Here is a 21,770-nt window from a genome sequence, read left to right as displayed (position 1 = left end):
GCGGCGACTAACCTCTGGACGTGCGCATCGTCCGCTTCGCCCACCCAGCCGGCATGTCCTTCGGGGTCCTCGACGGGGACGGCCAGGTCGCCCAGATCGAGGGCCACCCCTTCGGCCAGATCTCCTTCACCGGGCAGCGGTTCGCTGCCGCCGACGTCCGGCTGCTCTCCCCGATCCTCCCGAGCAAGGTCGTGTGCGTCGGCAAGAACTACGCCGACCACGTCCAGGAGATGAACACCGGCGAGGCGCCGAAGGAGCCACTGGTCTTCCTCAAGCCCTCCACCTCGGTGATCGGCCCCGGTGACGCCATCCGCATCCCGCCGGGCAGCACCAACGTCCACCACGAGGTCGAGCTCGCCGTCGTCATCGGCGCCCGCGGCGCCCGGCAGGTCACCCCGGAGCAGGCCACGGCCAGCGTCTTCGGCTACACGATCGGCAACGACGTGACCGAGCGGGACATGCAGCGCTCCGACGGGCAGTGGACCCGGGCGAAGGGCTTCGACTCCTTCTGCCCGCTGGGTCCCTGGATCGAGACCGACCTGGCCGGCGTCGGCAAGGACCCGGCCGACCTGGCGGTCACCTGCACCGTGGACGGCGAGCTGCGCCAGTCCGGCCGCACCAGCCAGCTGCTGTTCTCGGTCCCGACGATCATCAGCCACATCTCCCAGGTGATGACCCTGCTGCCCGGCGACGTGGTGCTCACCGGCACCCCGGCCGGGGTGGGCCCGATCCGTCCCGGCCAGCGCGTCGAGTGCTCGATCGAGGGCCTGGGCACGCTGACCAGCACCGTCGCCGGCGCCGACCCGACCTCCACGGCCGGTACCCGGTGACCGCCCCCGTGCGCACCCGCTTCTGCCCGTCGCCGACCGGCACCGTCCACGTCGGCGTGATGCGGGCGGCGCTCTACAACTGGGCCTACGCCCGGCACACCGGCGGCCAGTTCGTCGTCCGGATCGAGGACACCGACCCGGCCCGCAACACCCCGGAGTCCGAGCGGCACCTGCTGGACTGCCTGCGCTGGCTGGGCCTGGACTGGGACGAGGGCCCCGAGGTGGGTGGCCCGCACGGGCCGTACCGGCAGTCCGAGCGCAGCGGGGTCTACCGCGACGTCGTCGCCCGGCTGCTGGAGGCCGGGCACGCCTACGAGTCCTTCTCCACCACCGAGGAGGTCGACGCCCGTCGTCGGGCCGCCGGGCAGGACCCCAAGCTCGGCTACGACAACGCCGACCGGACGACGACCGACGCCCAGCGGGCCGCGTTCCTGGCCGAGGGCCGGGAGGCGGTCGTCCGGCTGCGGATGCCCGACACCGACCTGACCTGGGTGGACCACGTGCGCGGGGAGGTCCGCTTCGCCGCCGGCGCGGTCCCCGACTTCGCCCTCGTCCGGGGCAACGGGACGCCGCTGTACACGCTGGTCAACCCGGTCGACGACGCGCTGATGGGCATCACCGACGTGCTGCGCGGTGAGGACCTGCTGTCCTCCACGCCCCGCCAGCTCGCCCTCTACGCGGCCCTCACCGACATCGGTGTCGCCAGTGGGACGCCGCGCTTCGGGCACCTGCCCCTGGTCATGGGGGAGGGGAACAAGAAGCTGTCCAAGCGCGACCCGCAGTCGAACTTCGACGTCTACCGGGACCGTGGCTTCCTCCCCGAGGGCCTGGTCAACTACCTGGCGCTGCTGGGCTGGTCGATCGCCGACGACCGGGACGTGTTCTCGCCCGCGGAGATGGCCGCCGCCTTCGACGTCGACAGCGTCAACGCCAACTCCGCCCGCTTCGACCTGAAGAAGGCCGAGGCGATCAACGCCACGCACCTGCGGGCGCTGCCGGTCGAGGACTTCCTCACCCGGGTCACCCCGTTCCTGGCCGGTGCCGGGCTGGTCGCCGACCCGCCCACGGCCGAGCAGTCCCGGGTGCTCGCCGCGATCGCGCCGCTGGCGCAGGAGCGGATGATCGTGCTCTCCGACGCCGTCGGGCTGCTGGGCTTCCTGTTCACCGACGAGGTCGAGATCGAGCCGGCCGCCGCGGACAAGCAGCTGGGTGCCGGCGCCGGCGAGGTGCTCGACGCCGCCACCGTGGCCCTGCAGGCGCTGCCGGAGTGGACCACCGAGGCGATCGAGACCGCGCTCAAGGACGCCCTCGTCGAGGGGCTGGGGCGCAAGCCGCGGCAGGCCTTCGGTCCGGTCCGGGTCGCGGTCAGCGGCCGCACGGTGTCCCCGCCGCTGTACGAGTCGATGGAGCTGCTCGGCCGGGAGCGCACGCTCGCCCGGCTGGCGGCCGCCCGCACGGCCGCCACCGGATGAGCGCCGGCGGCTGGGGCGGGCCGCCGCCCGAGCCCTCCTACACGGGGCCGCCGCCGACCGGCCGGTACGGGGCACCGCCCCAGGTGCCGGTCGGCCCGCCGCCGTGGCTGCAGCCGGCCCCGTACCCGTTCCCCGGGTACGGGCCGGTGCCTGCACCGGTGCGGCCGCCACGGCCGGTGACCCCGCCGGGAGCGCCGCCGCACGCCGTCCGGCAGCCCTTCGAGCTGCTCATGCGCGCCCGTGACTGGGCCTGGTGGCGCCCGCTGCTGGGCCTGCTGTTGTTCACCGTCGTGTACCTGGTGGCCAGCCTCGCGGTGCTGCTGGTGTCGGCGGTGACCGGGCTGGTGCCGGACCTGGCGCTGCTGGAGGTCACCGACCCCGCCGTCCTGCTGGTCACGAACATCTCGCTGATCGTGGCCATCCCGATCGTCTGGCTGTGCTGGTACGTGACGCACGGGATGCGGATCGGCTGGTCGTCGTCGGTGCTGGGGAGGCTGCGCTGGCGGCTGCTGCTGCCCTGGACCTGGCGGGCCCTGCTCACGCTCGGCGTGGCCGTGGTGCTGGGCCTGGTCATCGGTCTGGTGGCCACCGACGTCGAGGTGACCGGTGTCACCGACTCCTTCGGCTGGCTGCTGCTGGTCGTGCTGCTCACCACCCCGCTGCAGGCCGCCGCCGAGGAGTACGTGTTCCGCGGGTACCTCGCCCAGGCCATCGCCGGCTGGGTCGGCAGACCGCGCGCCGGGGCGGTCGTGGCCGCCGTGGTGACCGCGGCGCTGTTCTCCGCCGCGCACCTCCCCCCGGACTTCGAGACGTTCCTCTACCGCTTCGCGATCGGGCTGGCCTTCTCCGCCGTCGTCTGGCTGACCGGCGGGCTCGAGGCGGCGATCGTCCTGCACGCGGTGAACAACGTGGTGATCTTCCTGCTGGCCGGTGTGCTCGGTGAGCAGGTCGCCTCCGCCGACCCCGGGGGTGCGATCGGCTGGCTGACCACGCTGCTCGGGATCGCCGGCATGGCCGGCTTCGTGGCCGCGGTCGCGCTGGCCCGCGGACGGCTCCGGACCGAGCTGCTCAGCGACGCGCTGGAGCTGCCGCCGGTGCCCGCCGGCCCGGCCTGGGGCCAGTCGGCCCCCTGGTGGGGGCCGCCGGCCCCGGCTCCGTGGGGGCAGCCGGCCTGGGGGCCGGCTCCGCCGCCCTGGGGCGCGCCCCAGGCGGGCTGGGCGCACCCGGGTGGACCGGGCTGGGGGCCACCGGCGGGACCGGGCTGGGGACAGCCGTACGGGCCCGGCTGGGGGCAGCCGTCGGCACCGGGCTGGGGGCCGTCCGGCGGGACCCAGCCGGGGCCCGACCGGCCGCAGGACTGGGCCCGGCCGCCGGCCCCGTGACGCGCCGCAGGGGGGTGGGTGGAACCCCCCTGCGGGCATCGGGTACAGTTCTCTCCCGGCGCCGAAAGGTGCTGAACGGCCTTTGGGGTATGGGGTAATTGGCAGCCCGACGGTTTCTGGTTCCGTTAGTCTAGGTTCGAGTCCTGGTACCCCAGCGAGGAAGCACCACCTCCTCAGCACCACCGCACGACAGCACCACGAGCACCATCCGGTAAGATCAGCACCACAGCGTCACCTTCTGGGGCCCCGTCGTCTAGCGGCCCAGGACGCCGCCCTCTCACGGCGGTAGCGAGGGTTCGAATCCCTTCGGGGCTACAACGCGCAGAGCCCCCGACCCACCAGGGTCGGGGGCTCTGGTCGTCTCCGGGCCCGTCCCGCCGGCCCCGATCCGTTCGGTGGGCCGTCGCCGTGGGGCGGTGCCATCATGAGCACCGCACCGGCGAGGGTGACCCGCGTCACCGTCGTCCGCCGAGTGGGTGGGCCTCGTGGCGCTGCTCACACACGGTCACCTTTTCGGTGACCAACGAAGTGGTCGGACGATCGTGCGGTGTTAGCGTCCCCGTTGCTGATCACCGCGCCGCACCACCGTGCCCCGCCCTGAACGGCAGGCAGGGACCGGCGCCGGCCAACGGCCCGGTCCGTCATCGTGACCTGGAGGGAACCCTGGTGGTCCTCGCTGCAGACGAGACACTGCGTCTCGATGCGAACGCCGTCGACTACACGCTCGTCGTCGCCTACTTCGCGGTCGTCATGCTCATCGGATTCGCCGCCCGCCGGCGGGTGTCCGACAGCCTCGACTTCTTCCTGTCCGGCCGGTCGCTGCCCGCATGGGTGACCGGTCTGGCCTTCATCTCGGCCAACCTCGGCGCCGTCGAGATCATCGGCATGTCGGCCAACGGTGCCCAGTTCGGCATGGCCACGTTCCACTACTTCTGGATCGGCGCCGTCCCGGCGATGCTCTTCCTGGGCGTCGTGATGATGCCCTTCTACTACGGCTCGAAGGTCCGCAGCGTCCCGGAGTTCATGCGCCGCCGCTTCGGCACCGGTGCCCACCTGGTCAACGCGCTGAGCTTCGCGATCGCCCAGGTGCTGATCGCCGGCATCAACCTGTACCTGCTGGCCAACATCGTCAACGCCCTGCTGGGCTGGCCGCTGTGGGTCTCGCTGATCCTGGCCGCGGTCATCGTCCTGAGCTACATCACCCTGGGCGGGTTGTCGGCGGCCATCTACAACGAGGTGCTGCAGTTCTTCGTCATCGTCGCGGCGCTGCTGCCGCTGACCCTGATCGGCCTCCACCGCGTCGGTGGTGTCGGCGGTCTGGTCGACGCCGTCCGCGGCAGCGGCAACGAGGGCGACCTCAGCTCCTGGCCCGGCACGGACCTCACCGGCATCGACAACCCGGTCCTGTCCGTCATCGGCCTGGTGTTCGGCCTGGGCTTCGTGCTGTCCTTCGGCTACTGGACGACCAACTTCGTCGAGGTCCAGCGGGCGATGGCGACCAAGTCGATGTCCGCGGCGCGCAGCGCCCCGATCATCGGTGCGTTCCCGAAGATGTTCATCCCGTTCATCGTCATCGTGCCGGGCATGATCGCCGCGGTCCTGGTCAACGACGTCACCAGCGCCAAGGCGGCGGCCGACCCGGACTTCGACTACAACAACTCGATCCTGCTGCTGATCCGCGACGTGCTGCCCAACGGCCTGCTCGGGGTGGCGATCGCCGGTCTGCTGGCCTCGTTCATGGCCGGCATGGCGGCCAACATCTCCGCCTTCAACACCGTCTTCAGCTACGACCTGTGGCAGCAGTACGTGAAGAAGGACCGGCCGGACGAGTACTACCTGAAGGTCGGCCGGCTGGCGACGGTCGGGGCGACCGTGATCGCGATCTTCACCGCGCTCATCGCCGCCGGTTACAGCAACCTGATGGACTACCTGCAGACGCTGTTCGGCTTCTTCAACGCCCCGCTGTTCGCCACGTTCATCCTGGGCATGTTCTGGAAGCGGATGACGCCGACCGCCGGCTGGACGGGCCTGGTCTCCGGCACCCTGGGCGCCGTCGTCGTCGCCGTCCTGAGCGAGGACTCCCTCGGGGGCCTGTCGACCGGTGTGCTGCCGCTGAGCGGTCAGGGGGCCAGCTTCGTGGCCGCTGCCACCGCGTTCGTCGTCGACATCGTGGTCAGCGTCGCCGTCAGCATGGTGACCCGCCCCAAGCCGGTCTCCGAGCTCGCCGGGCTGGTGTACTCCGAGACGCCCAAGGAGACGCGCACCGACCCCGAGGCGCACCTGCTGCCCTGGTACTCCTCGCCCACCAAGCTGGCCGGCATCGCCCTGGTGCTGGTCGTCGTCCTGAACCTGATCTTCCGCTGACCGTCGCCAGCGTCCCCGAGAGGAGCAGCACATGAGCACCGCATCGCACGCCTCCGACGCCGCGGGCAAGAGCGCGGCGTCCGGACAGAAGCACACGGCGGGCGCCTACGACGTCCGCACCGTGATCGCCGGCCTGATCGGCTTCTACGGCATCGTGCTGACGGTCGTCGGCATCGTCGACGACAGCGAGGCCGACCGGGCCAAGACCGGTGACGTGAACGCCAACCTGTGGGCGGGGATCGTCATGATCGTCGTCGCCCTGGTGTTCGTCGCCTGGCTGAAGCTCCGCCCGGTCGTCGTCGACCCGGCCGCGCTGGAGAAGCAGGCCGGCGAGGGCACCAGCGACGGCTCGGACCTGCCGGAGCACTGAGCCGGTACGACAGCGGCCCCGCACCCGGACCGGGTGCGGGGCCGCTGTCGTCTCACCGGGGCGGGAGCACCGTCACCGGTACGCGCTGCACGAGGGTGTTGGCCATGCCCTGCCGGTTCCACTCCTGCGCCACCGGCTGGGTCTCCCCAGTGGCGTCGGTGGCGCGCACCAGCAGCTCGGCCGTGCCGGGCTCGGTGGACCACTCGTGCGACCAGGCCCGCCACGCGAAGGGGTGCGCCTCGTCGGCCGGCGCCAGCACCGCGTCGGTCCAGGAGGTACCACCGTCGGTGCTCACCTCGACCCGGGTGACCGGCGCCCGGCCCGACCAGGCCCGCCCGGTCAGCGTCACCGGACCGGCCGGGACGAACCGCTCCCGGGTCATGAAGTCCGGCCAGCCGGGCGGGCTCATCAGCGCGCGCGGGCGGATCCGGGTCACCGGCTCGCCGGGGTCGCCGGCCTCGGTGGCGACCCGGTAGGCGACGGCGTTCTGGTAGCCGGTGAAGGGCTCGGTGAGCACCTCGATGCGGGTCAGCCACTTCACGTGGGCCATGCCGTACCAGCCCGGCACCACCAGCCGCACCGGTGCGCCGTGCTGCGGCGGCAGGGGGGCGCCGTTCATCGACCAGGCCAGCATCGTCTCCGGGCGCAGCGCCTCGGCGACCGGGAGCCCGCGGGCGTAGTCCTGCTCCACCCCGCGCTCCACGCCGTGGTCGGCGCCGGTGAACACCACGTCGACGGCGTCGGGGGAGATCCCGGCCTCGGTCAGCAGCGGGGCCAGCGGGGTGCCGCCCCACTCCGCGGTGCCGACCGCCTCGAGCAGCCAGGGCTGGCTGACCGGCCGCGGGGTGAACCGGGCGCGGCCGTTGCCGGCGCACTCGAGCAGCACCCGCGCCGAGGCGCCGCTGCGGGCCTGCAGGTCGGCCAGGGTGAGCCGCAGCGGCCGCTCGACGGCGCCGGTGACCTCCAGTGCCCAGGTGGCCGGGTCGAGCGCAGGGATGTCGAAGTGGGTGAGCACGTAGTGCAGCCCCGGCGGGGTCAGGTCCCAGCGCAGGGCCTCCAGCGGCAGGCCGTGGTTGCGGGTGGCCAGCGCCAGCTCGTCGAGCCCGACCCCCTCGCCCTCCGCAGCGACCCGCGCCCGGCCCCGGTACGTCTCCGTCTCGGTCATGGCAGCAGTGTGGCCCAACGGACCGGGGCCCTCCCACCGCGTCGCGCCCTGCTCCTGCGGTCTTCCCCCCGCTGTTGCGTCGCTGCAGGGACGCAACAGCGGGGGGAGGACCGCGAGAGCAGCCGCCTGTCGCGCGGTCCGGCGCGGTGTGCGGGAGGTGGGTTCAGCGGGCCGCGCGGGAGATGGAGACCGCGGCGTCCAGGACGGCGGCGACCACCTCGGGCCCGGGACGGCGGCCGACCCGCTCGACCGGACCGGAGATCGACACCGCGCCGAGCACGCCACCGGCCCCGTCGCGCACCGGCGCGGACAGCGAGGCGACCCCGGGCTCGCGCTCGGCGACGCTGTGCGCCCAGCCGCGGCGCCGGACGTCGAGCAGGGTCCGGGCGGTGAAGCTCGCCGCGGGCAGCAGCGGGGTCACCTCGTCGGCGGGGGCGAAGGCGAGCAGCGCGTGCGCCGCGGAGCCCGCGGTGAGCGGCAGCCGGGCGCCCACCGGGACGGTGTCGCGCAGCCCGCTGCTGCGCTCGGCGGCGGCGATGCAGACCCGGCTGCCGCCGTCGCGCACGTAGAACTGGGCGCTCTCCCCGGTGACGTCGCGCAGTGCGGCCAGCGGCCGGGCGGAGACCTCGGCGAGGTCGGCGCCGCCCCGGCCGAGCTCGGACAGCGCCGGGCCCGGTGCCCAGGTGCCGGCGGAGGTGCGGCGCAGCAGCCGGTGGCCCTCCAGCGCCGTGGCCAGCCGGTGGGCCGTCGCGCGGGGCAGCTCGGTGCGCGTGACCAGCTCGGCGAGGCTGGCCGGTTCGTCGGCCACCGCGCGGAGGATGGCCACTGCTTTGTCCAGGACGGCAACGGGGTTAGGCTGTACCACGTACTGATACTCGCATCCCACTCTGTGAGATGACAAGCGAGTGACACCCCGAGCACGTCGCAACGAGGAGGACCGGTGGGCCAGACCCTGGCGCAGAAGGTGTACGAGGAGCACGTCGTCCGGCGGACCGAGGGCGAGCCCGACCTGCTGTACATCGACCTCCACCTCGTGCACGAGGTGACCAGCCCGCAGGCCTTCGACGGGCTGCGGGCCGCGGGGCGCACCGTCCGCCGTCCCGACCTGACCATGGCGACCGAGGACCACAACGTCCCGACGCTGGACATCCTCAGCCCGATCGCGGACCCGGTCAGCCGCGCGCAGGTCGACGCGCTGCGCCGCAACGCCGCCGAGTTCGGCATCCGGCTGGCACCCATGGGCGACCGCGACCAGGGCATCGTGCACGTCATCGGCCCGCAGCTGGGGCTCACCCAGCCGGGCATGACCATCGTGTGCGGCGACAGCCACACCTCCACGCACGGCGCCTTCGGCGCGCTGGCCTTCGGCATCGGCACCAGCGAGGTCGAGCACGTGCTGGCCACCCAGACGCTGCCGCAGTACCCGGCCAAGCAGATGTCGGTGACCGTCGACGGCGAGCTGCCCCCGGGCGTGAGCGCCAAGGACGTCATCCTCGCCGTCATCGCCGAGATCGGCACCGGCGGTGGCCAGGGTCACGTCATCGAGTACCGCGGCAGCGCGATCGAGGCGCTGTCGATGGAGGCCCGGATGACGATCTGCAACATGTCGATCGAGGCCGGTGCCCGCGCCGGGCTCATCGCCCCCGACCAGACCACCTTCGACTACCTCGCCGGGCGCCCGCACGCCCCGCAGGGTGCGGACTGGGACGCCGCGGTCGCGCACTGGTCGACGCTGCGCACCGACGACGACGCCGTCTTCGACCGGGAGGTGCGCATCGACGCCGCCTCGCTCACCCCCTACGTCACCTGGGGCACCAACCCCGGCCAGGGGCTGCCGATCGGCGCCAGCGTGCCCGACCCGGCCGGCATCGCCGACGAGAGCGACCGGCTGGCCGCCGAGTCCGCGCTGGAGTACATGGGCCTGACCGCCGGCACCCCGCTGCGGGACATCTCCGTCGACACCGTCTTCCTCGGTTCCTGCACCAACGGCCGGATCGAGGACCTGCGGGTCGCCGCCGCCCTGCTCAAGGGCAAGAAGGTCGACGCCGAGACCCGCATGCTCGTCGTCCCCGGGTCGGTGGCGGTGAAGTTGCAGGCCGAGGCCGAGGGCCTGGACCAGGTCTTCACCGAGGCCGGCGCGGAGTGGCGCGGTGCGGGCTGCTCGATGTGCCTGGGCATGAACCCCGACCAGCTCAAGCCCGGCGAGCGCTCGGCCTCGACCAGCAACCGCAACTTCCAGGGCCGGCAGGGCAAGGGCGGGCGCACCCACCTGGTGTCCCCGGCCGTGGCCGCCGCCACCGCGCTGACCGGGAAGCTCACCGCCCCGGCCGACCTCGAGACCGCTGGAGTCTGACGATGGACGCGTTCACCACGCACACCGGCACCGCCGCCCCGCTGCGGCGCAGCAACGTCGACACCGACCAGATCATCCCGGCCGAGTACCTCAAGCGGATCACCCGCACCGGGTTCGAGGACGGGCTGTTCGTGGCCTGGCGGAAGAACGAGCCGGACTTCGTGCTCAACCAGCCGCAGTACGCGAACGCCTCGATCCTGGTCGCCGGCCCGGACTTCGGCACCGGCTCCTCCCGCGAGCACGCCAACTGGGCGCTGCTGGACGGCGGGTTCCGGGTGGTCATCAGCTCCCGGTTCGCCGACATCTTCCGCAACAACTCGACCAAGGCCGGGCTGCTCACCGTCGTCCTGCCCGAGGCCGACGTCGAGGCGCTGTGGGCCGCGGTCGAGGCGGACCCGGCGCTGCCGGTGACCGTGGACCTGCAGACCGAGCAGGTCACCTACGGCAGCACCACCGTGCCGTTCACGATCGACCCGTACACCCGCTGGCGGCTGCTGGAGGGCCTGGACGACGTGGGGCTGACCGAGCGGCACCTCGACGACATCACCGCCTTCGAGTCCCGCCGTCCGGCCTGGAAGCCGGCGTCGCTGCCGGCCCTGCCCACCCGCTGACCTCGGGCCAGACGGTGATCAGGTCACCTGGTCACCGTCTGGCCCACCTCAGCAGCGTCGGTGCGGGAGGACAGCCGTCGGTGAGGTGGGACGCCCGGCGTCGGCGCGGGACGGCGTCCGGGCCGGCCGAGCTCAACGCGGGGCGGAGGGGTCGGCGGAGAAGTCGCGGTAGTAGTCGGCGACGAGCCCGTCGGTCTCCTCGTCGGGCCGCCCGCCCAGCGCCCACACGCTGCCCTTGGCCGCCGGCGGGTGCAGCGCCGCGGCGCCGGCGTGCCAGCGCACGCCCAGGGCCAGCAGCACCGAGGGGATCGCACCGCCCTGGCTGCAGACCAGGGCCGGGCCGGCGCCGTCGTCGACGGCCAGCAGCTCCTCGACCAGGTCCAGGCCGGCCTGCGGGTCGAGGGCGAAGTGCTCCTCGCCGAGCTCGGGGGCCTCGCCCACCGGCAGCCCGAGCGCCTCGGCCAGCGGCGCGAGGGTCTCCCGGCAGCGCACCGGGGGCGCGGTGAGCAGCCGGGCAGGGGCGAAGACGGGCAGCAGTGCCGCCAGCCGGGCGGCCTGGTCGCGGCCGCGGCGGTCCAGCGGGCGCTCGGCGTCCGGGCCGTCCCAGGACGACCGGTCGCCGGCCGAGGCGTGCCGCACCAGCAGCACCCGCGGCGCCCGCGGCACGTCGGTGCGCGCCAGGTCGACCAGCACCGCCCGGTCGTGGTCGTGGCTGACCTGCGCCACGGCCTCGGGCACCGGCAGCCAGCGCAGCTCGTCGACCTCGTCGTTGGGCACGAACTCCCCGCCGACGACCTGCATCACCCAGTAGTCGACCCGCTTGGGGCCGTGCCGGTGCACGTAACGGGTCTGCACGCTGCGCCGCCCCACCACGACGTCCAGGCCGGTCTCCTCGACGACCTCGCGGACGGCGGCGGCCAGCGCGTGCTCCCCGGCGTCCAGCTTGCCCTTGGGCAGCGACCAGTCGTCGTACTTGTGCCGGTGCACCAGCGCGGTCTCCAGCACCCCGCCCTCGTCCAGGCGCCACAGCGCCCCCCCGGCAGCCGGGATCAGCCGAGTCTCCTCAGCCAGCGTTCTCACCCCGGGCGGCGAGCAGCTCGGCCTGGGAGTCCCGCCCGCCGGTGTGCGTCCAGGTCGCGTCGGCGGACAGCTCCCAGCTGCGGACGTCGGGGGCCATGTCCAGGTCGAACACCCGCTGCAGCTGGCGCTGGGCGGCGGCGTCGTTGACCCGCAGCAGCACCTCCACCCGGCGGTCCAGGTTGCGGTGCATGAGGTCGGAGCTGCCCAGCCACCACTCCGGCGTCCCGTCGTTGGCGAAGGCGACCACCCGCGAGTGCTCCAGGAACCGGCCGACGATCGAGCGCGCCCGGATGTTCTCGCTGAGCCCCGGCACCCCCGGGCGCAGCGCGCAGATGCCGCGGATCAGCAGCTCGACGGGCACCCCGGCGCGCGAGGCCTCGTAGAGGGCGTCGATGAGCTGCTCGTCGACGAGGGAGTTCACCTTGATCCGGATGCCGGACGGGCGGCCCTCGGCGGCGTGCCGGGCCTCCCGACGGATCTTCTCCAGCAGCCCGTTGCGGATCCCGTGCGGGGCCACCATCAGCGAGCGGTAGGTGGTCTGCCGGGAGTAGCCCGTGAGGGTGTTGAACAGGTCGGTGAGGTCGGCGCCGACCCGGGCGTCGGCAGTGAGGACGCCGAGGTCCTCGTAGACCCGGGCGGTCTTGGGGTTGTAGTTGCCGGTGCCGATGTGGCAGTAGCGGCGCAGCACGCCGTTCTCCATCCGCACCACCAGCGCGGTCTTGCAGTGGGTCTTCAGGCCCACCAGGCCGTAGACGACGTGGCAGCCGGCGCGCTCCAGCGAGCGGGCCCAGCTGATGTTGGCCTCCTCGTCGAAGCGGGCCTTGATCTCCACCAGCACCACGACCTGCTTGCCGGCCTGCGCCGCCTCGATCAGCGCCTGCACGATCGGGGAGTCACCCGAGGTGCGGTACAGCGTCTGCTTGATCGCCAGCACGTGCGGGTCGGCGGCGGCCTGCTCGATGAACCGCTGCACGCTGGTGGCGAAGGAGTCGTAGGGGTGGTGCAGCAGGACGTCGCCCTCGCGCAGGGTGGCGAACACGCTCTTGGGCGTCTCGCCGTCGCTCAGCCGCGGGTGGGTGGCCGGGACGAACGGGTCGTCCTTGAGCTCGGGCCGGTCGAGGTCGTAGAGGGCCATCAGCGCGCCCAGGTCCAGCGGGCCGGGGACGGAGACGACGTCGGCGCTGCTGATCTCCAGCTCCGACACCAGGACCTCGAGGATCTGCGGGTCCATGGTGTCGGTGACCTCCAGCCGCACCGCCGGGCCGAACCGCCGCCGGGCGAGCTCGCGCTCCAGGGCCTGCAGGAGGTCCTCGTCGCGGTCCTCCTCGACCTCCAGGTCGGCGTTGCGGGTCACCCGGAACAGGTGGTGGTCCAGCACGTCCAGGCCGGGGAACAGCGCGCTCAGGTGGGCGGCGATGAGCTCCTCCAGCAGCAGGAACACCGCGGTCTCGCCGACCGGGCCGACCGGGATGAACCGGGGCACGTTGTTGGGCACCTTGAGCCGGGCGAACTTGGGCGCACCGGTCTCGGGGTCGCGCACGGAGACGGCGAGGTTCAGCGACAGTCCGCTGATGTAGGGGAAGGGGTGCGCCGGGTCGACCGCGAGCGGGGTGAGCACCGGGAAGACCTGGTCGCGGAAGTACTCCCGCAGCCGCATCGCGTCGGCGTCGTCGAGGTCGGACCAGCCCACGATCCGGATGCCGTGCTCGGCCAGCTGCGGGACGACGTCGGTGTTGAACACCGCGGCGTGCCGGTGCACCAGGTCACGGGTGCGGTCGGTCACCCGGGTCAGCTGCTCGCGGATGGTGAGGCCGTCGGGGGAGCGGACGGCCAGGCCCGTGCTCTGCCGGCGCTTGAGCCCGGCGATGCGGACCATGAAGAACTCGTCGAGGTTGCTGGCGAAGATCGAGAGGAACTTGACCCGCTCCAGCAGGGGGGCGTCGGGGTCCTCGGCCAGTTCCAGCACCCGGGAGTTGAAGTCCAGCCAGGACAGCTCTCGGTTGAGGAAACGATCGGCGGGCAGCGGGGAGGGAGCGGCGGGCACGGGTGGATCCTGCCTCACCCCGGTGACCAGGGAGTGGCGGCCAGGAGTCGGGTGGTCCGGGGGCCCACGCCCAGGGCCCTGGCCGCCTCCAGGTCGGCGGCGGTGTCGACGTCGCGGCGCAGCCCCGGCCACTCACCGCCCAGCGCCACCGCCCCGCCCGCGGCGTGCGCGGCGGCCGACCCGGGCCCGAAGCGCGGCTCCAGCCCGCCCGCCGCGGCGCACAGCAGCGTCGTCCCGGTGCCCTCGGCGTCGGCGACGAAGCCGCGCCCGCTCACCCCGGCCAGGGCCTCGGTGAGCTCGGCCGGGCGCAGCGCCGGCAGGTCCGAGCTCATCGCCGCGACCGCCCCCGCCCCGGCGACCCGGGCGGCGGCCGCGCCGTGGGCGAGCGCGGCGTTCAGCCCGCGGTCGGGGGTGTCGGGGACCGTCCGTGCCCCCAGCGACCGCACCAGGTCCCCGACCCCCGGGTCGTCGGTCACCACGAGCACCCCGGCCACCGCCGGACTGGCCAGGGCCGCGGCCACGGTGTCGGCCAGCATCGCCAGCACCAGCTCCCGGTGCCGGGCGGGGGCGTCGTCGCCGAAGCGGCCGGTCAGCGGCGCCAGCCGGGTCTTGGCGCGGCTCAGCAGCTTGGCGGGGACGACGAGGGACCACGGCTGCACCCCCCGATGTGAGCACACCCCGGCGCAGCGCGGACCGGCCGGTGTGGTGGTCTGCTCCCGCAGCACCCGTCCCCGGCCCAGGAGCCCACCTGATGAGCAGCAGCCCCGAGCAGACCGCCGAGGTGGCCGCGGCCGCCGCCTCCTACCTGGAGTCGTGGCTGGAGCTGCAGCGCCGCAAGCTCCGCGTCCCGGGCGTGCAGGCCGCCGTCCGGGTGGGTGGCCGGCTGGTGCTGGACACCGCCCTCGGCGTCGCCGACGTGGACACCGGCGCGCCGCTGACACCCGGGCACCTGTTCCGGATCGCGTCGCACTCCAAGACCTTCACCGCCACCGCCGTCCTGCAGCTGGTCGAGGCCGGCCGGATGCGGCTGGACGACCCGATCGCCGCGCACGTGCCCGCGCTGGCCGGGACGCCGCTGGCGCCGGTCACCGTCCGCGAGCTGCTCGGCCACCAGGGCGGCGTGATCCGGGACGGCGGCGACAACGACCACTGGCAGCTGCTGCAGCCCTTCCCCGACGAGGCGCTGTTGCTGCAGATCGCCACCGCCGAGGGCGCGGTGTTCGACCGCAACGAGCACTTCAAGTACTCCAACATCGGCTACTCGCTGCTCGGCCTGGCCATCGAGGCCGTCACCGGCACCGGGTACGCCGCGCACGTGCAGGCCGCGGTGGTCGACCGGCTGGGCCTGGCCGACACCGGCCCGGAGTGGGACGCCGCCCGGGCGGGGGAGTACGCCGCCGGGCACACCGGACTGCTGGACGGCGAGGACGTCCGGCTCACGATCCCGCACGTCGACACCCGGGCGATGGCCGCCGCGACCGGCTTCTACGCCACCGCCCGCGACCTCACCGCCTTCGGTGCCGCGCACACCACCGGCGACTCCTCGCTGCTCACCGAGGCGAGCAAGCGGCTGATGCGCCGGCCGGAGTCGGTCGTCGAGGCGCACGGCAAGCCGGCGCGGCACTACGGGCTCGGGATGGACCTGCGCACCTCCGGCGACCGCACGCTGGTCGGGCACAGCGGCGGCTACCCCGGCCACATCACCCGCACCTGGATCGACCCGGACGCCCAGGTGGTCGTCAGCGTGCTCACCAACGCCGTCGACGGCCCCGCCGACGCCCTCGCCCGCGGGCTGTTCGCCCTGCTCGACCTGGCGCTGGCCGCGCCCGGCGGCCCGCAGCCGCCCACCGCGGAACTGGCCCGGCACACCGGCCGGTTCGTCAACCTCTGGGGCGTCACCGACGTCGCGCTGCTGGGCGGGCGGCTGGTGCTGCTGCACCCCGGCGCGCTCGAGCCGGCCGAGGACTTCCTGGAGCTGACCCTGGAGGCCCCGGGTGTGCTGCGCCAGGAGGCGGTGGCCGGGTTCGGCTCGGCCGGGGAGCCGGTCACCTACGACTGGGCCTCGGACGGCACGGCGGCGTCGGTCCGGCTCGGCGGCATCACCGCGTGGCCGGAGGAGGTCTTCCGCGCCCGGCGCGCCGCCCAGGTGGCCGGGTGAGCGGCCTGCTGCTGCGCCGGGCCCGGCTGGACGGCGCGGTGCACGACGTCCGGGTGGACGGCGGACGGGTCACCGCGATCGGCGCGGACCTGCCCGCCGCCGGCCAGGTGATCGACCTCGACGGCGCCGTCCTGCTGCCCGGGCTGGTCGACGCGCACGTGCACCTGGAGCAGTGGGCGGCGGCGCGGCAGCGGGTCGACGTCTCGGCCGCGCGCTCGGCCGCCGAGGCCGCCGCGCTGGTGGCCGCCGCGCCGCACGGCCCCGGGGACGCCGTGGTCGTCGGCCAGGGCTTCCGGGACGCGCTCTGGCCGGAGCCGGCCCACGCCGCGGTGCTGGACGCCGCGCTGCCCGGTGTGCCCGTCGTGCTGGTCAGCGGCGACCTGCACACCGCCTGGTGCAGCACCACCGCCGCGCGGCTGCTCGGGGTGGGCGACCCGACCGGCGTCGTCCGGGAGCACGAGGCGATGGAGGTCTTCGCCCGCGCCGGCGGGGCCGACCCGGCCGTGGTCGACCGCTGGGTCCTCGACGCCGCCGCCGCGGCCGCCGCCCGCGGGGTCACCGCCGTCACCGACTTCGAGTACGGCGACCTGGTGGCCGCGTGGGCCCGCCGGGCCGCGCTGGCACCCGGCGGCCCGCCGCTGCGGGTGCGCACCGCGGTCTGGGTCGACCGGCTGGAGGCCACGATCGCCGCCGGGCTGCGCAGCGGCGACCCGCTGCCCGGCGTGACCGACGCGGTGGCCGTTGACCGGCTGCGGGTCGGCCCGCTCAAGGTCTTCGTCGACGGGTCGCTGGGCACCCGCACCGCCTTCTGCTCCTCTCCCTACCCCGGCGCCACCGGGCCGGGGGCGCACGGTCTGCTGCGCACCCCGGCCGACGAGCTGGCGGGTCTGCTCCGCCGGGCCGCGGACGCCGGTCTCGACCGGGCCGTGCACGCCATCGGCGACCGGGCGGTGGCCACCGCCCTCGACGGGTTCGCCGCCGCCGGGGTCACCGGGCGGGTCGAGCACGCCCAGCAGGTGCACGACGCCGACCTGCCGCGCTTCGCCGCGCTCGGGGTGGTCGCCAGCGTGCAGCCCCGGCACGCCGTCGACGACCGGGACGCCGCCGACCTGCACTGGGCCGGCGCCACCGCCCGCGCCTTCCCCTACCGGGCACTGGCCGACGCCGGTGCCGAGCTGGTGCTGGGCTCCGACGCCCCGGTCGCCGCCCTGGACCCCTGGGACGGGATCGCCGCCGCCGTGCACCGGTCGCTGGACGCCCGGTCCGCCTGGCACCCCGAGCAGCACCTGGACCTCGACGTCGCGCTGGCCGCGGCCAGTGGCGGCCGCCGCGCGGTGCGGGTCGGCGACGTCGCGGACCTGGTCGTGGTGGCCGAGCCGCCGGCGGTGGTGCTGGCCCGGGACGGCGCCGCGGGCCTGCGGTCGACCGAGGTGCTCGCCACCCTGGTCGGGGGCCGCACCACCCACCGGTCGGCCGCACTGGCCTGAGCGCACCCGGGGGCGCGTGCGCGCCGCCCGGGCCCGGGGGGCACGATCAGGCGCGGGTCGGGGAGCGGCCCGACCGAGGGGAGAGGTGCCCGATGCCGCAGGACGAGTCGCCCGCCGGGGCCGGGGACACCCGCCGCCCACCGCGCCGGCAGACCCGCCGCCCGGTGCCCTTCGCGCTCGCCCTGTGCGTGGCCGTCGTGTACCCGGTCGCGTCGCTCGTGTTCTCCCTGCGCTACCGGCACGCCGAGCGGATCCCGCCCACCGGCGGGGTGCTGCTGGTGGCCAACCACGTCTCGGTGCTCGACCCGCTGGCCTCCGCCCGGCTGGTCTGGGACGCCGGGCGGGTCCCGCACTTCCTGGCCAAGGACGCCCTGTTCACCGGGCTGGCCGGCACCATCCTGCGCGGGGCCGGGCAGATCCCGGTCTCCCGTGGCACCAGCGCGGCCCGCTCCTCGGTGCACGCGGCGAAGGCCGCGCTCGACGCCGGTGACGTCGTGGTCATCTACCCGGAGGGCTCGGTCACCCGCGACCCCGACTGGTGGCCGATGCAGGCCCGCTCGGGGGTCGCCCGGCTGGCGCTGACCACCGACGTCACGGTGCTGCCGGTCGCCCAGTGGGGGCCGCAGCGGGTGCACGACTACCACGCCAAGCGGCTGCACCTGCGGCTGCGGGCGCCGGCCGAGTACCTGGTCGGCGAGCCCGTCGACCTGTCCGCCCAGCGCGCCGCGGTGCGCGCCGGTGAGCCCCTGTCGGGCGAGCTGCTGCGTGAGGTGACCGACCTGCTGATGACCCGCGTCCGTGACCAGCTCGGCGAACTGCGCGGCGAGCAGCCGCCGACGACCTTCCACCCGCGCCCGGCCGGCCGCGACCTGCCCGGGGCAGCGGCGTGACCCGCGCCGCGGTGCTGGGCGCCGGCTCCTGGGGCACCACCTTCGCCAAGGTCCTGGCCGACGCCGGGTGCAGCGTCACCCTGCACGCCCGCCGTCCCGAGCTGGTCACCGCGATCCAGGCCGGCCGGGAGAACACCGAGTACCTGCCCGGTGTCCGGCTGCCCGACGCCGTCCGGGCGACCGCCGACGCCGCCGACGCCCTCGACGGCGCCGACGTCGTCGTCCTGGCCGTGCCCAGCCAGACGCTGCGGGCCAACCTCACCGGCTGGGCGCCGCTGCTGCCGGCCGAGGCCTCGCTGCTGTCGCTGATGAAGGGCGTCGAGCTCGGGACGACGAAGCGGATGAGCGAGGTGATCTGCGAGGTCACCGGCGCCGGTGCGGACCGGGTGGCCGCGCTGTCCGGGCCGAACCTGGCCCGGGAGATCGCCGAGGAGCAGCCCTCGGCCACCGTGATCGCCTGCACCGACACCGCCCGCGCCGAGACCCTCCAGGCCGCCTGCCACACCCGCTACTTCCGCCCGTACACCAACGCCGACCTGGTGGGCTGCGAGCTGGGCGGGGCGGTCAAGAACGTCATCGCGCTGGCCTGCGGGGTCGCCGAGGGGCTGGGCTACGGCGACAACACCCGGGCCTCGCTGATCACCCGCGGCCTGGCCGAGACCGCCCGGCTGGGCATGGCGCTGGGCGCGGACCCCACCACCTTCGCCGGGCTGGCCGGGCTCGGTGACCTGGTGGCCACCTGCTCCTCCCCGCTCTCGCGCAACCGCACGTTCGGCGAGCACCTGGGCCAGGGCATGTCGGTGGCCCAGGTCGAGCAGATCACCCGGCAGACCGCCGAGGGCGTGAAGAGCTGCCGGTCGGTGCTGGACCTGGCCCGGGCGCACGGGGTCGACGTCCCGATCACCGAGGCCGTCGTCCGGGTCTGCCACGAGGGCGAGTCGGCCGGGCAGATGGTGCGGGAGATGATGTCCCGCGAGGCGAAGCCCGAGTAGGGCCGCCGCACCGAGGAGGACCACGTGAGCACTGCCGACGACCTGAGCCGCTTCGGCGACGGGACCCGCCTGGCCCACGCCGGCGACGAGCCGGTCGTGCCGGGCACGCCGCTGCGGCCCTCGCCGGTGTTCGCCGCCCCGTACCACCTGGGCGACCAGCCGCCGGGGGCGAACGGAGCCGACTCCTACGCCCGGGCCGACAACCCGACGCTGCGGGTCTTCGAGCGGGCGGTCGGCGAGCTCGACGGCGGCGACTGCCTGTCCTTCGCCACCGGCATGGCCGCGATCAGCTCCGCGGTGCTCGCGCTGGCCTCCGCCGGCGACCGGGTGGTGCTGCCCTCGGACGGCTACTACGCCAGCCGGGTGCTCGGCCGCGACGAGCTCGAGCGGCTGGGCCTGACCGTCGAGCTGGTGCCCACCCTGGAGATCGAGGCCGTCGCCGCCCGCGGTGACCTCGACGGCGCCCGGCTGGTGATGCTGGAGACCCCGAGCAACCCCCAGCTCGACGTCTGCGACATCGCCGCCGTCGCCCGGGCCACCCAGGCCGCCGGGGCCGTGCTGGTCGTCGACAACACCACGGCCACCCCGATCGGGCAGCGGCCGCTGGAGCTCGGCGCCGACGTCGTCGTCGCCGCGGACACCAAGGCGCTCACCGGGCACAGCGACGTCCTGCTCGGGCACGTCAGCACCGCGCGGACGGAGGAGGGCCGCGAGCTGTACGCCCGGGTCGCGGCGTGGCGGAAGACCACCGGCAACCCGCCCGGGCCGTTCGAGGCGTGGCTGGCGCACCGCTCGATGGGCACCCTGGACCTGCGGCTGGCCCGGCAGGCGGCCAACGCCGCGGCGCTGGTCGAGGTGCTGGCCGCCTCGCCGGCGGTGCGCGGGGTGCGCTGGCCCGGCCGCCCCGGCGACCCGTCGTACGCCCTCGCCAGCCGGCAGATGCTGCGGCACAACGGGGTCGTCTCCGCCGAGCTCGCCGACGCCGATGCCGTCGCCGCGTTCGTCCAGGCCAGCCGGTTCTTCTTCGCCGCCACCAGCTTCGGCGGCCTGCACACCACGATCGACCGGCGCGCGCAGTGGGGCGGGGACGCCGTCCCGGGCGGGTTCGTGCGCTTCTCCTGTGGCATCGAGGACACCGCCGACCTGGTCGCCGACCTCGAGCAGGCCCTGGCCGGGCTGCCGGACCTGCGCGGCTGAGCGTCCCGGGGGCCGGGTGCGGCGCGCTCGACTAGGGTCGGTGGCGATGACCGGGCAGGCACCGTGACCCCCCGGTGGGGGCCCGCCGCCGCGGCGGCGCTGCTGCTGCTCGCCGGCCCGGTCCTGGCCGGGTGCTCGGCCTCCGGCGCGGAGCCGCCCGCGGCGAGCGGCACGTCGTCTGCGGCACTGCCGACCGACGGCGCCGGCCTCGAGCCGCTGCTGCTGGACGAGGTCCCCTCGGGGCGGCCGCGGGTGCCCGACGACGAGCTGCAGCCGCCGGCGGGGGAGAAGACCATCGACGACGTCGCCCGCTACGGCGACGACGCCCAGCACCAGGAGGACGTGCTGGGCCAGTACGGCTACCAGCGCGGCTGGGAGCGGTTCTGGCGGTCGGGTGACGAGCTCACCAGCGTCTTCCTCGACCAGTTCACCGACGCCGGGGGCGCCTCGTCCTACGCGGTCGACCTGGCCGGCAACGACGCGGAGTACTACGGCGGCACCCTGGACGACGACCCCACCGGCCTGCCCGAGGACTGCACGCTGCTGCTGCGCACGACCCCGGCGCCCGAGCTGGGCATGGCCGGGCCGGCCGCGTTCACCTGGTGCCCCGCCGGGCCGTTCACCGTGTCCGTGGCCTCGGTCGCCGCCGATGTCCAGGCCGCCCGGGCCGAGGTGCTCGCGGTCACCCGCAGCCAGCTGGACCGGCTGCCCCCTTCCTGACGAAGGACCCCCGTGCCCCCCGCCACTCGCAGGCTCGCGGCGGGTCCCTGCACGGGGGCCGGGACTACTCGGCGGGTGCGGGGACCGGTTCGACGTAGGGCAGGGCGCCGGCGATGACCGGGCTCAGGGCCGTCGGGATGGCGCTGTCGCTGGTCGAGGGCACCCGCACCTCGACCGGCACAATGCGGTCGACCGTCGTCCACACGAAGAAGGCCGGGTCGGTGGTGTCGACGAACCACTCGACGCCGGAGACGGCGAAGGTCTGCGGCCCGCCCACCACGAAGCCGGCCGGCGGCGCGACGCCGCAGACCAGCACCACCGGCGGCTCGCCCCAGGCGTAGGCGTTCAAGGTGTCGGAGTCGACCTGCCGGGAGGTCTCCCCGGCGACCTCCAGCGGCAGCTGGCTCATGAGCACCGGGCAGGCGAGCTCCGCGGCCGGGGTGACGTCGGGGGTGTCGACCGGCACCGGCGGCAGGTTGCCCCGCGGGCCTGTGGTCGCTCCCGAGATGTCGGCGGGACCGCCGTCCGCGTCGTCGGCCTCGTCCCGGCCCAGCACGTTGACCAGCACGAGCAGCACGACGACCAGCGGCACCAGCACCGCCGTGGACAGCACGGCGGCGCGGCGCAGCGGGTCGGCCGGCGGCCGCCCGGGGGT

At 74.7% G+C, this 21,770-nt stretch carries 19 protein-coding genes and 2 tRNA genes; 15 read left to right on the top strand and 6 right to left on the bottom strand.

Annotated elements, in window-relative coordinates; translation table 11 throughout:
* The first annotated feature begins 20 nt into the window (after positions 1-20).
* The 7 genes from O2W14_RS11730 to O2W14_RS11700 all read left to right on the top strand — a co-directional run bounded on the left by O2W14_RS11730 (position 21) and on the right by O2W14_RS11700 (position 6,418).
* A complete protein-coding gene (locus O2W14_RS11730; protein WP_269176275.1) occupies positions 21-830 on the top strand; it encodes a fumarylacetoacetate hydrolase family protein in 810 nt (269 codons plus the stop codon).
* Positions 827-2,302: a glutamate--tRNA ligase gene (gltX, locus tag O2W14_RS11725; protein ID WP_269176274.1), complete on the top strand. Its 1,476-nt coding sequence runs from the start codon at positions 827-829 to the stop codon at positions 2,300-2,302. The genes O2W14_RS11730 and gltX overlap by 4 nt, the downstream gene beginning before the upstream one ends.
* 176 nt (positions 2,303-2,478) lie before the next feature.
* On the top strand, positions 2,479-3,684 hold the full coding sequence (locus O2W14_RS11720; protein ID WP_269176273.1) for a CPBP family intramembrane glutamic endopeptidase: 1,206 nt from the start codon (positions 2,479-2,481) through the stop codon (positions 3,682-3,684).
* Positions 3,685-3,767: 83 nt separating this feature from the next.
* A tRNA-Gln gene (locus O2W14_RS11715) sits at positions 3,768-3,839 on the top strand.
* Positions 3,840-3,926: 87 nt separating this feature from the next.
* Positions 3,927-3,999: transfer RNA gene (locus O2W14_RS11710), tRNA-Glu, on the top strand.
* 351 nt (positions 4,000-4,350) lie between these two features.
* Complete coding sequence (locus O2W14_RS11705; protein ID WP_269176272.1) at positions 4,351-6,048, top strand: sodium:solute symporter family protein; 1,698 nt, start codon at positions 4,351-4,353, stop codon at positions 6,046-6,048.
* Positions 6,049-6,079: 31 nt separating this feature from the next.
* A complete protein-coding gene (locus O2W14_RS11700) occupies positions 6,080-6,418 on the top strand; it encodes a hypothetical protein (protein WP_269176271.1) in 339 nt (112 codons plus the stop codon).
* Positions 6,419-6,470: 52 nt separating this feature from the next.
* Here O2W14_RS11700 and O2W14_RS11695 read toward each other — a convergent pair whose 3' ends face one another.
* Both O2W14_RS11695 and O2W14_RS11690 read right to left on the bottom strand, forming a co-directional pair.
* Entirely contained in the window at positions 6,471-7,583 is a 1,113-nt protein-coding gene (locus O2W14_RS11695; protein WP_269176270.1) for a sulfite oxidase, read from the bottom strand.
* 163 nt (positions 7,584-7,746) lie between these two features.
* Complete coding sequence (locus O2W14_RS11690) at positions 7,747-8,409, bottom strand: IclR family transcriptional regulator (RefSeq protein WP_269176269.1); 663 nt, start codon at positions 8,407-8,409, stop codon at positions 7,747-7,749.
* A gap of 114 nt (positions 8,410-8,523) precedes the next feature.
* Here O2W14_RS11690 and leuC point away from each other — a divergent pair, with 114 nt between their 5' ends.
* On the top strand, positions 8,524-9,936 hold the full coding sequence (gene leuC / locus O2W14_RS11685) for a 3-isopropylmalate dehydratase large subunit (protein ID WP_269176268.1): 1,413 nt from the start codon (positions 8,524-8,526) through the stop codon (positions 9,934-9,936).
* 2 nt (positions 9,937-9,938) lie between these two features.
* Positions 9,939-10,547 (top strand): 3-isopropylmalate dehydratase small subunit, encoded by a 609-nt coding sequence (gene leuD / locus O2W14_RS11680; protein WP_269176267.1) that lies wholly within the window; start codon positions 9,939-9,941, stop codon positions 10,545-10,547.
* Between the two features lie 132 nt (positions 10,548-10,679).
* Here the strand turns inward: leuD and O2W14_RS11675 are convergent, their stop codons facing one another.
* The 3 genes from O2W14_RS11675 to cofC are packed head-to-tail and all read right to left on the bottom strand — an operon-like array spanning position 10,680 to position 14,330.
* Complete coding sequence (locus O2W14_RS11675) at positions 10,680-11,627, bottom strand: NUDIX hydrolase (protein WP_269176266.1); 948 nt, start codon at positions 11,625-11,627, stop codon at positions 10,680-10,682.
* Positions 11,611-13,671 carry an RNA degradosome polyphosphate kinase gene (locus O2W14_RS11670; RefSeq protein WP_269176265.1) on the bottom strand — a complete coding sequence of 687 codons (2,061 nt, stop codon included), beginning with the start codon at positions 13,669-13,671 and terminating at the stop codon, positions 11,611-11,613. Before O2W14_RS11670 ends, O2W14_RS11675 begins: the two co-directional genes overlap by 17 nt.
* A gap of 14 nt (positions 13,672-13,685) precedes the next feature.
* A complete protein-coding gene (gene cofC / locus O2W14_RS11665) occupies positions 13,686-14,330 on the bottom strand; it encodes a 2-phospho-L-lactate guanylyltransferase (RefSeq protein ID WP_269176264.1) in 645 nt (214 codons plus the stop codon).
* A 92-nt stretch (positions 14,331-14,422) separates the two neighbouring features.
* Here cofC and O2W14_RS11660 point away from each other — a divergent pair, with 92 nt between their 5' ends.
* From O2W14_RS11660 to O2W14_RS11635, 6 genes are all read left to right on the top strand, one after another.
* Positions 14,423-15,829 (top strand): serine hydrolase domain-containing protein, encoded by a 1,407-nt coding sequence (locus O2W14_RS11660; RefSeq protein ID WP_269176263.1) that lies wholly within the window; start codon positions 14,423-14,425, stop codon positions 15,827-15,829.
* Entirely contained in the window at positions 15,826-17,316 is a 1,491-nt protein-coding gene (locus O2W14_RS11655; protein ID WP_269176262.1) for an amidohydrolase, read from the top strand. The genes O2W14_RS11660 and O2W14_RS11655 overlap by 4 nt, the downstream gene beginning before the upstream one ends.
* A 92-nt stretch (positions 17,317-17,408) precedes the next feature.
* Positions 17,409-18,206 (top strand): lysophospholipid acyltransferase family protein, encoded by a 798-nt coding sequence (locus O2W14_RS11650; protein WP_269176261.1) that lies wholly within the window; start codon positions 17,409-17,411, stop codon positions 18,204-18,206.
* The gene (locus O2W14_RS11645) at positions 18,203-19,198 is read left to right on the top strand and encodes an NAD(P)H-dependent glycerol-3-phosphate dehydrogenase (RefSeq protein WP_269176260.1); all 996 of its coding nucleotides are present in this window, start codon (positions 18,203-18,205) and stop codon (positions 19,196-19,198) included. Before O2W14_RS11650 ends, O2W14_RS11645 begins: the two co-directional genes overlap by 4 nt.
* A 24-nt stretch (positions 19,199-19,222) precedes the next feature.
* The gene (locus O2W14_RS11640) at positions 19,223-20,395 is read left to right on the top strand and encodes a cystathionine gamma-lyase (RefSeq protein WP_269176259.1); all 1,173 of its coding nucleotides are present in this window, start codon (positions 19,223-19,225) and stop codon (positions 20,393-20,395) included.
* A gap of 63 nt (positions 20,396-20,458) precedes the next feature.
* Positions 20,459-21,115: a hypothetical protein gene (locus tag O2W14_RS11635; RefSeq protein WP_269176258.1), complete on the top strand. Its 657-nt coding sequence runs from the start codon at positions 20,459-20,461 to the stop codon at positions 21,113-21,115.
* 64 nt (positions 21,116-21,179) lie between these two features.
* Here the strand turns inward: O2W14_RS11635 and O2W14_RS11630 are convergent, their stop codons facing one another.
* Positions 21,180-21,728 carry a DUF3515 family protein gene (locus O2W14_RS11630; RefSeq protein WP_269176257.1) on the bottom strand — a complete coding sequence of 183 codons (549 nt, stop codon included), beginning with the start codon at positions 21,726-21,728 and terminating at the stop codon, positions 21,180-21,182.
* Between the last annotated feature and the right edge of the window lie 42 nt (positions 21,729-21,770).

Origin of the sequence: Modestobacter sp. VKM Ac-2986, assembly GCF_026967795.1 — a bacterium.
Lineage (GTDB): Bacteria > Actinomycetota > Actinomycetes > Mycobacteriales > Geodermatophilaceae > Modestobacter.
The sequence above is the reverse complement of the archived record's forward strand: the minus strand, read 5'-3'. Positions and strand labels throughout refer to the sequence as shown.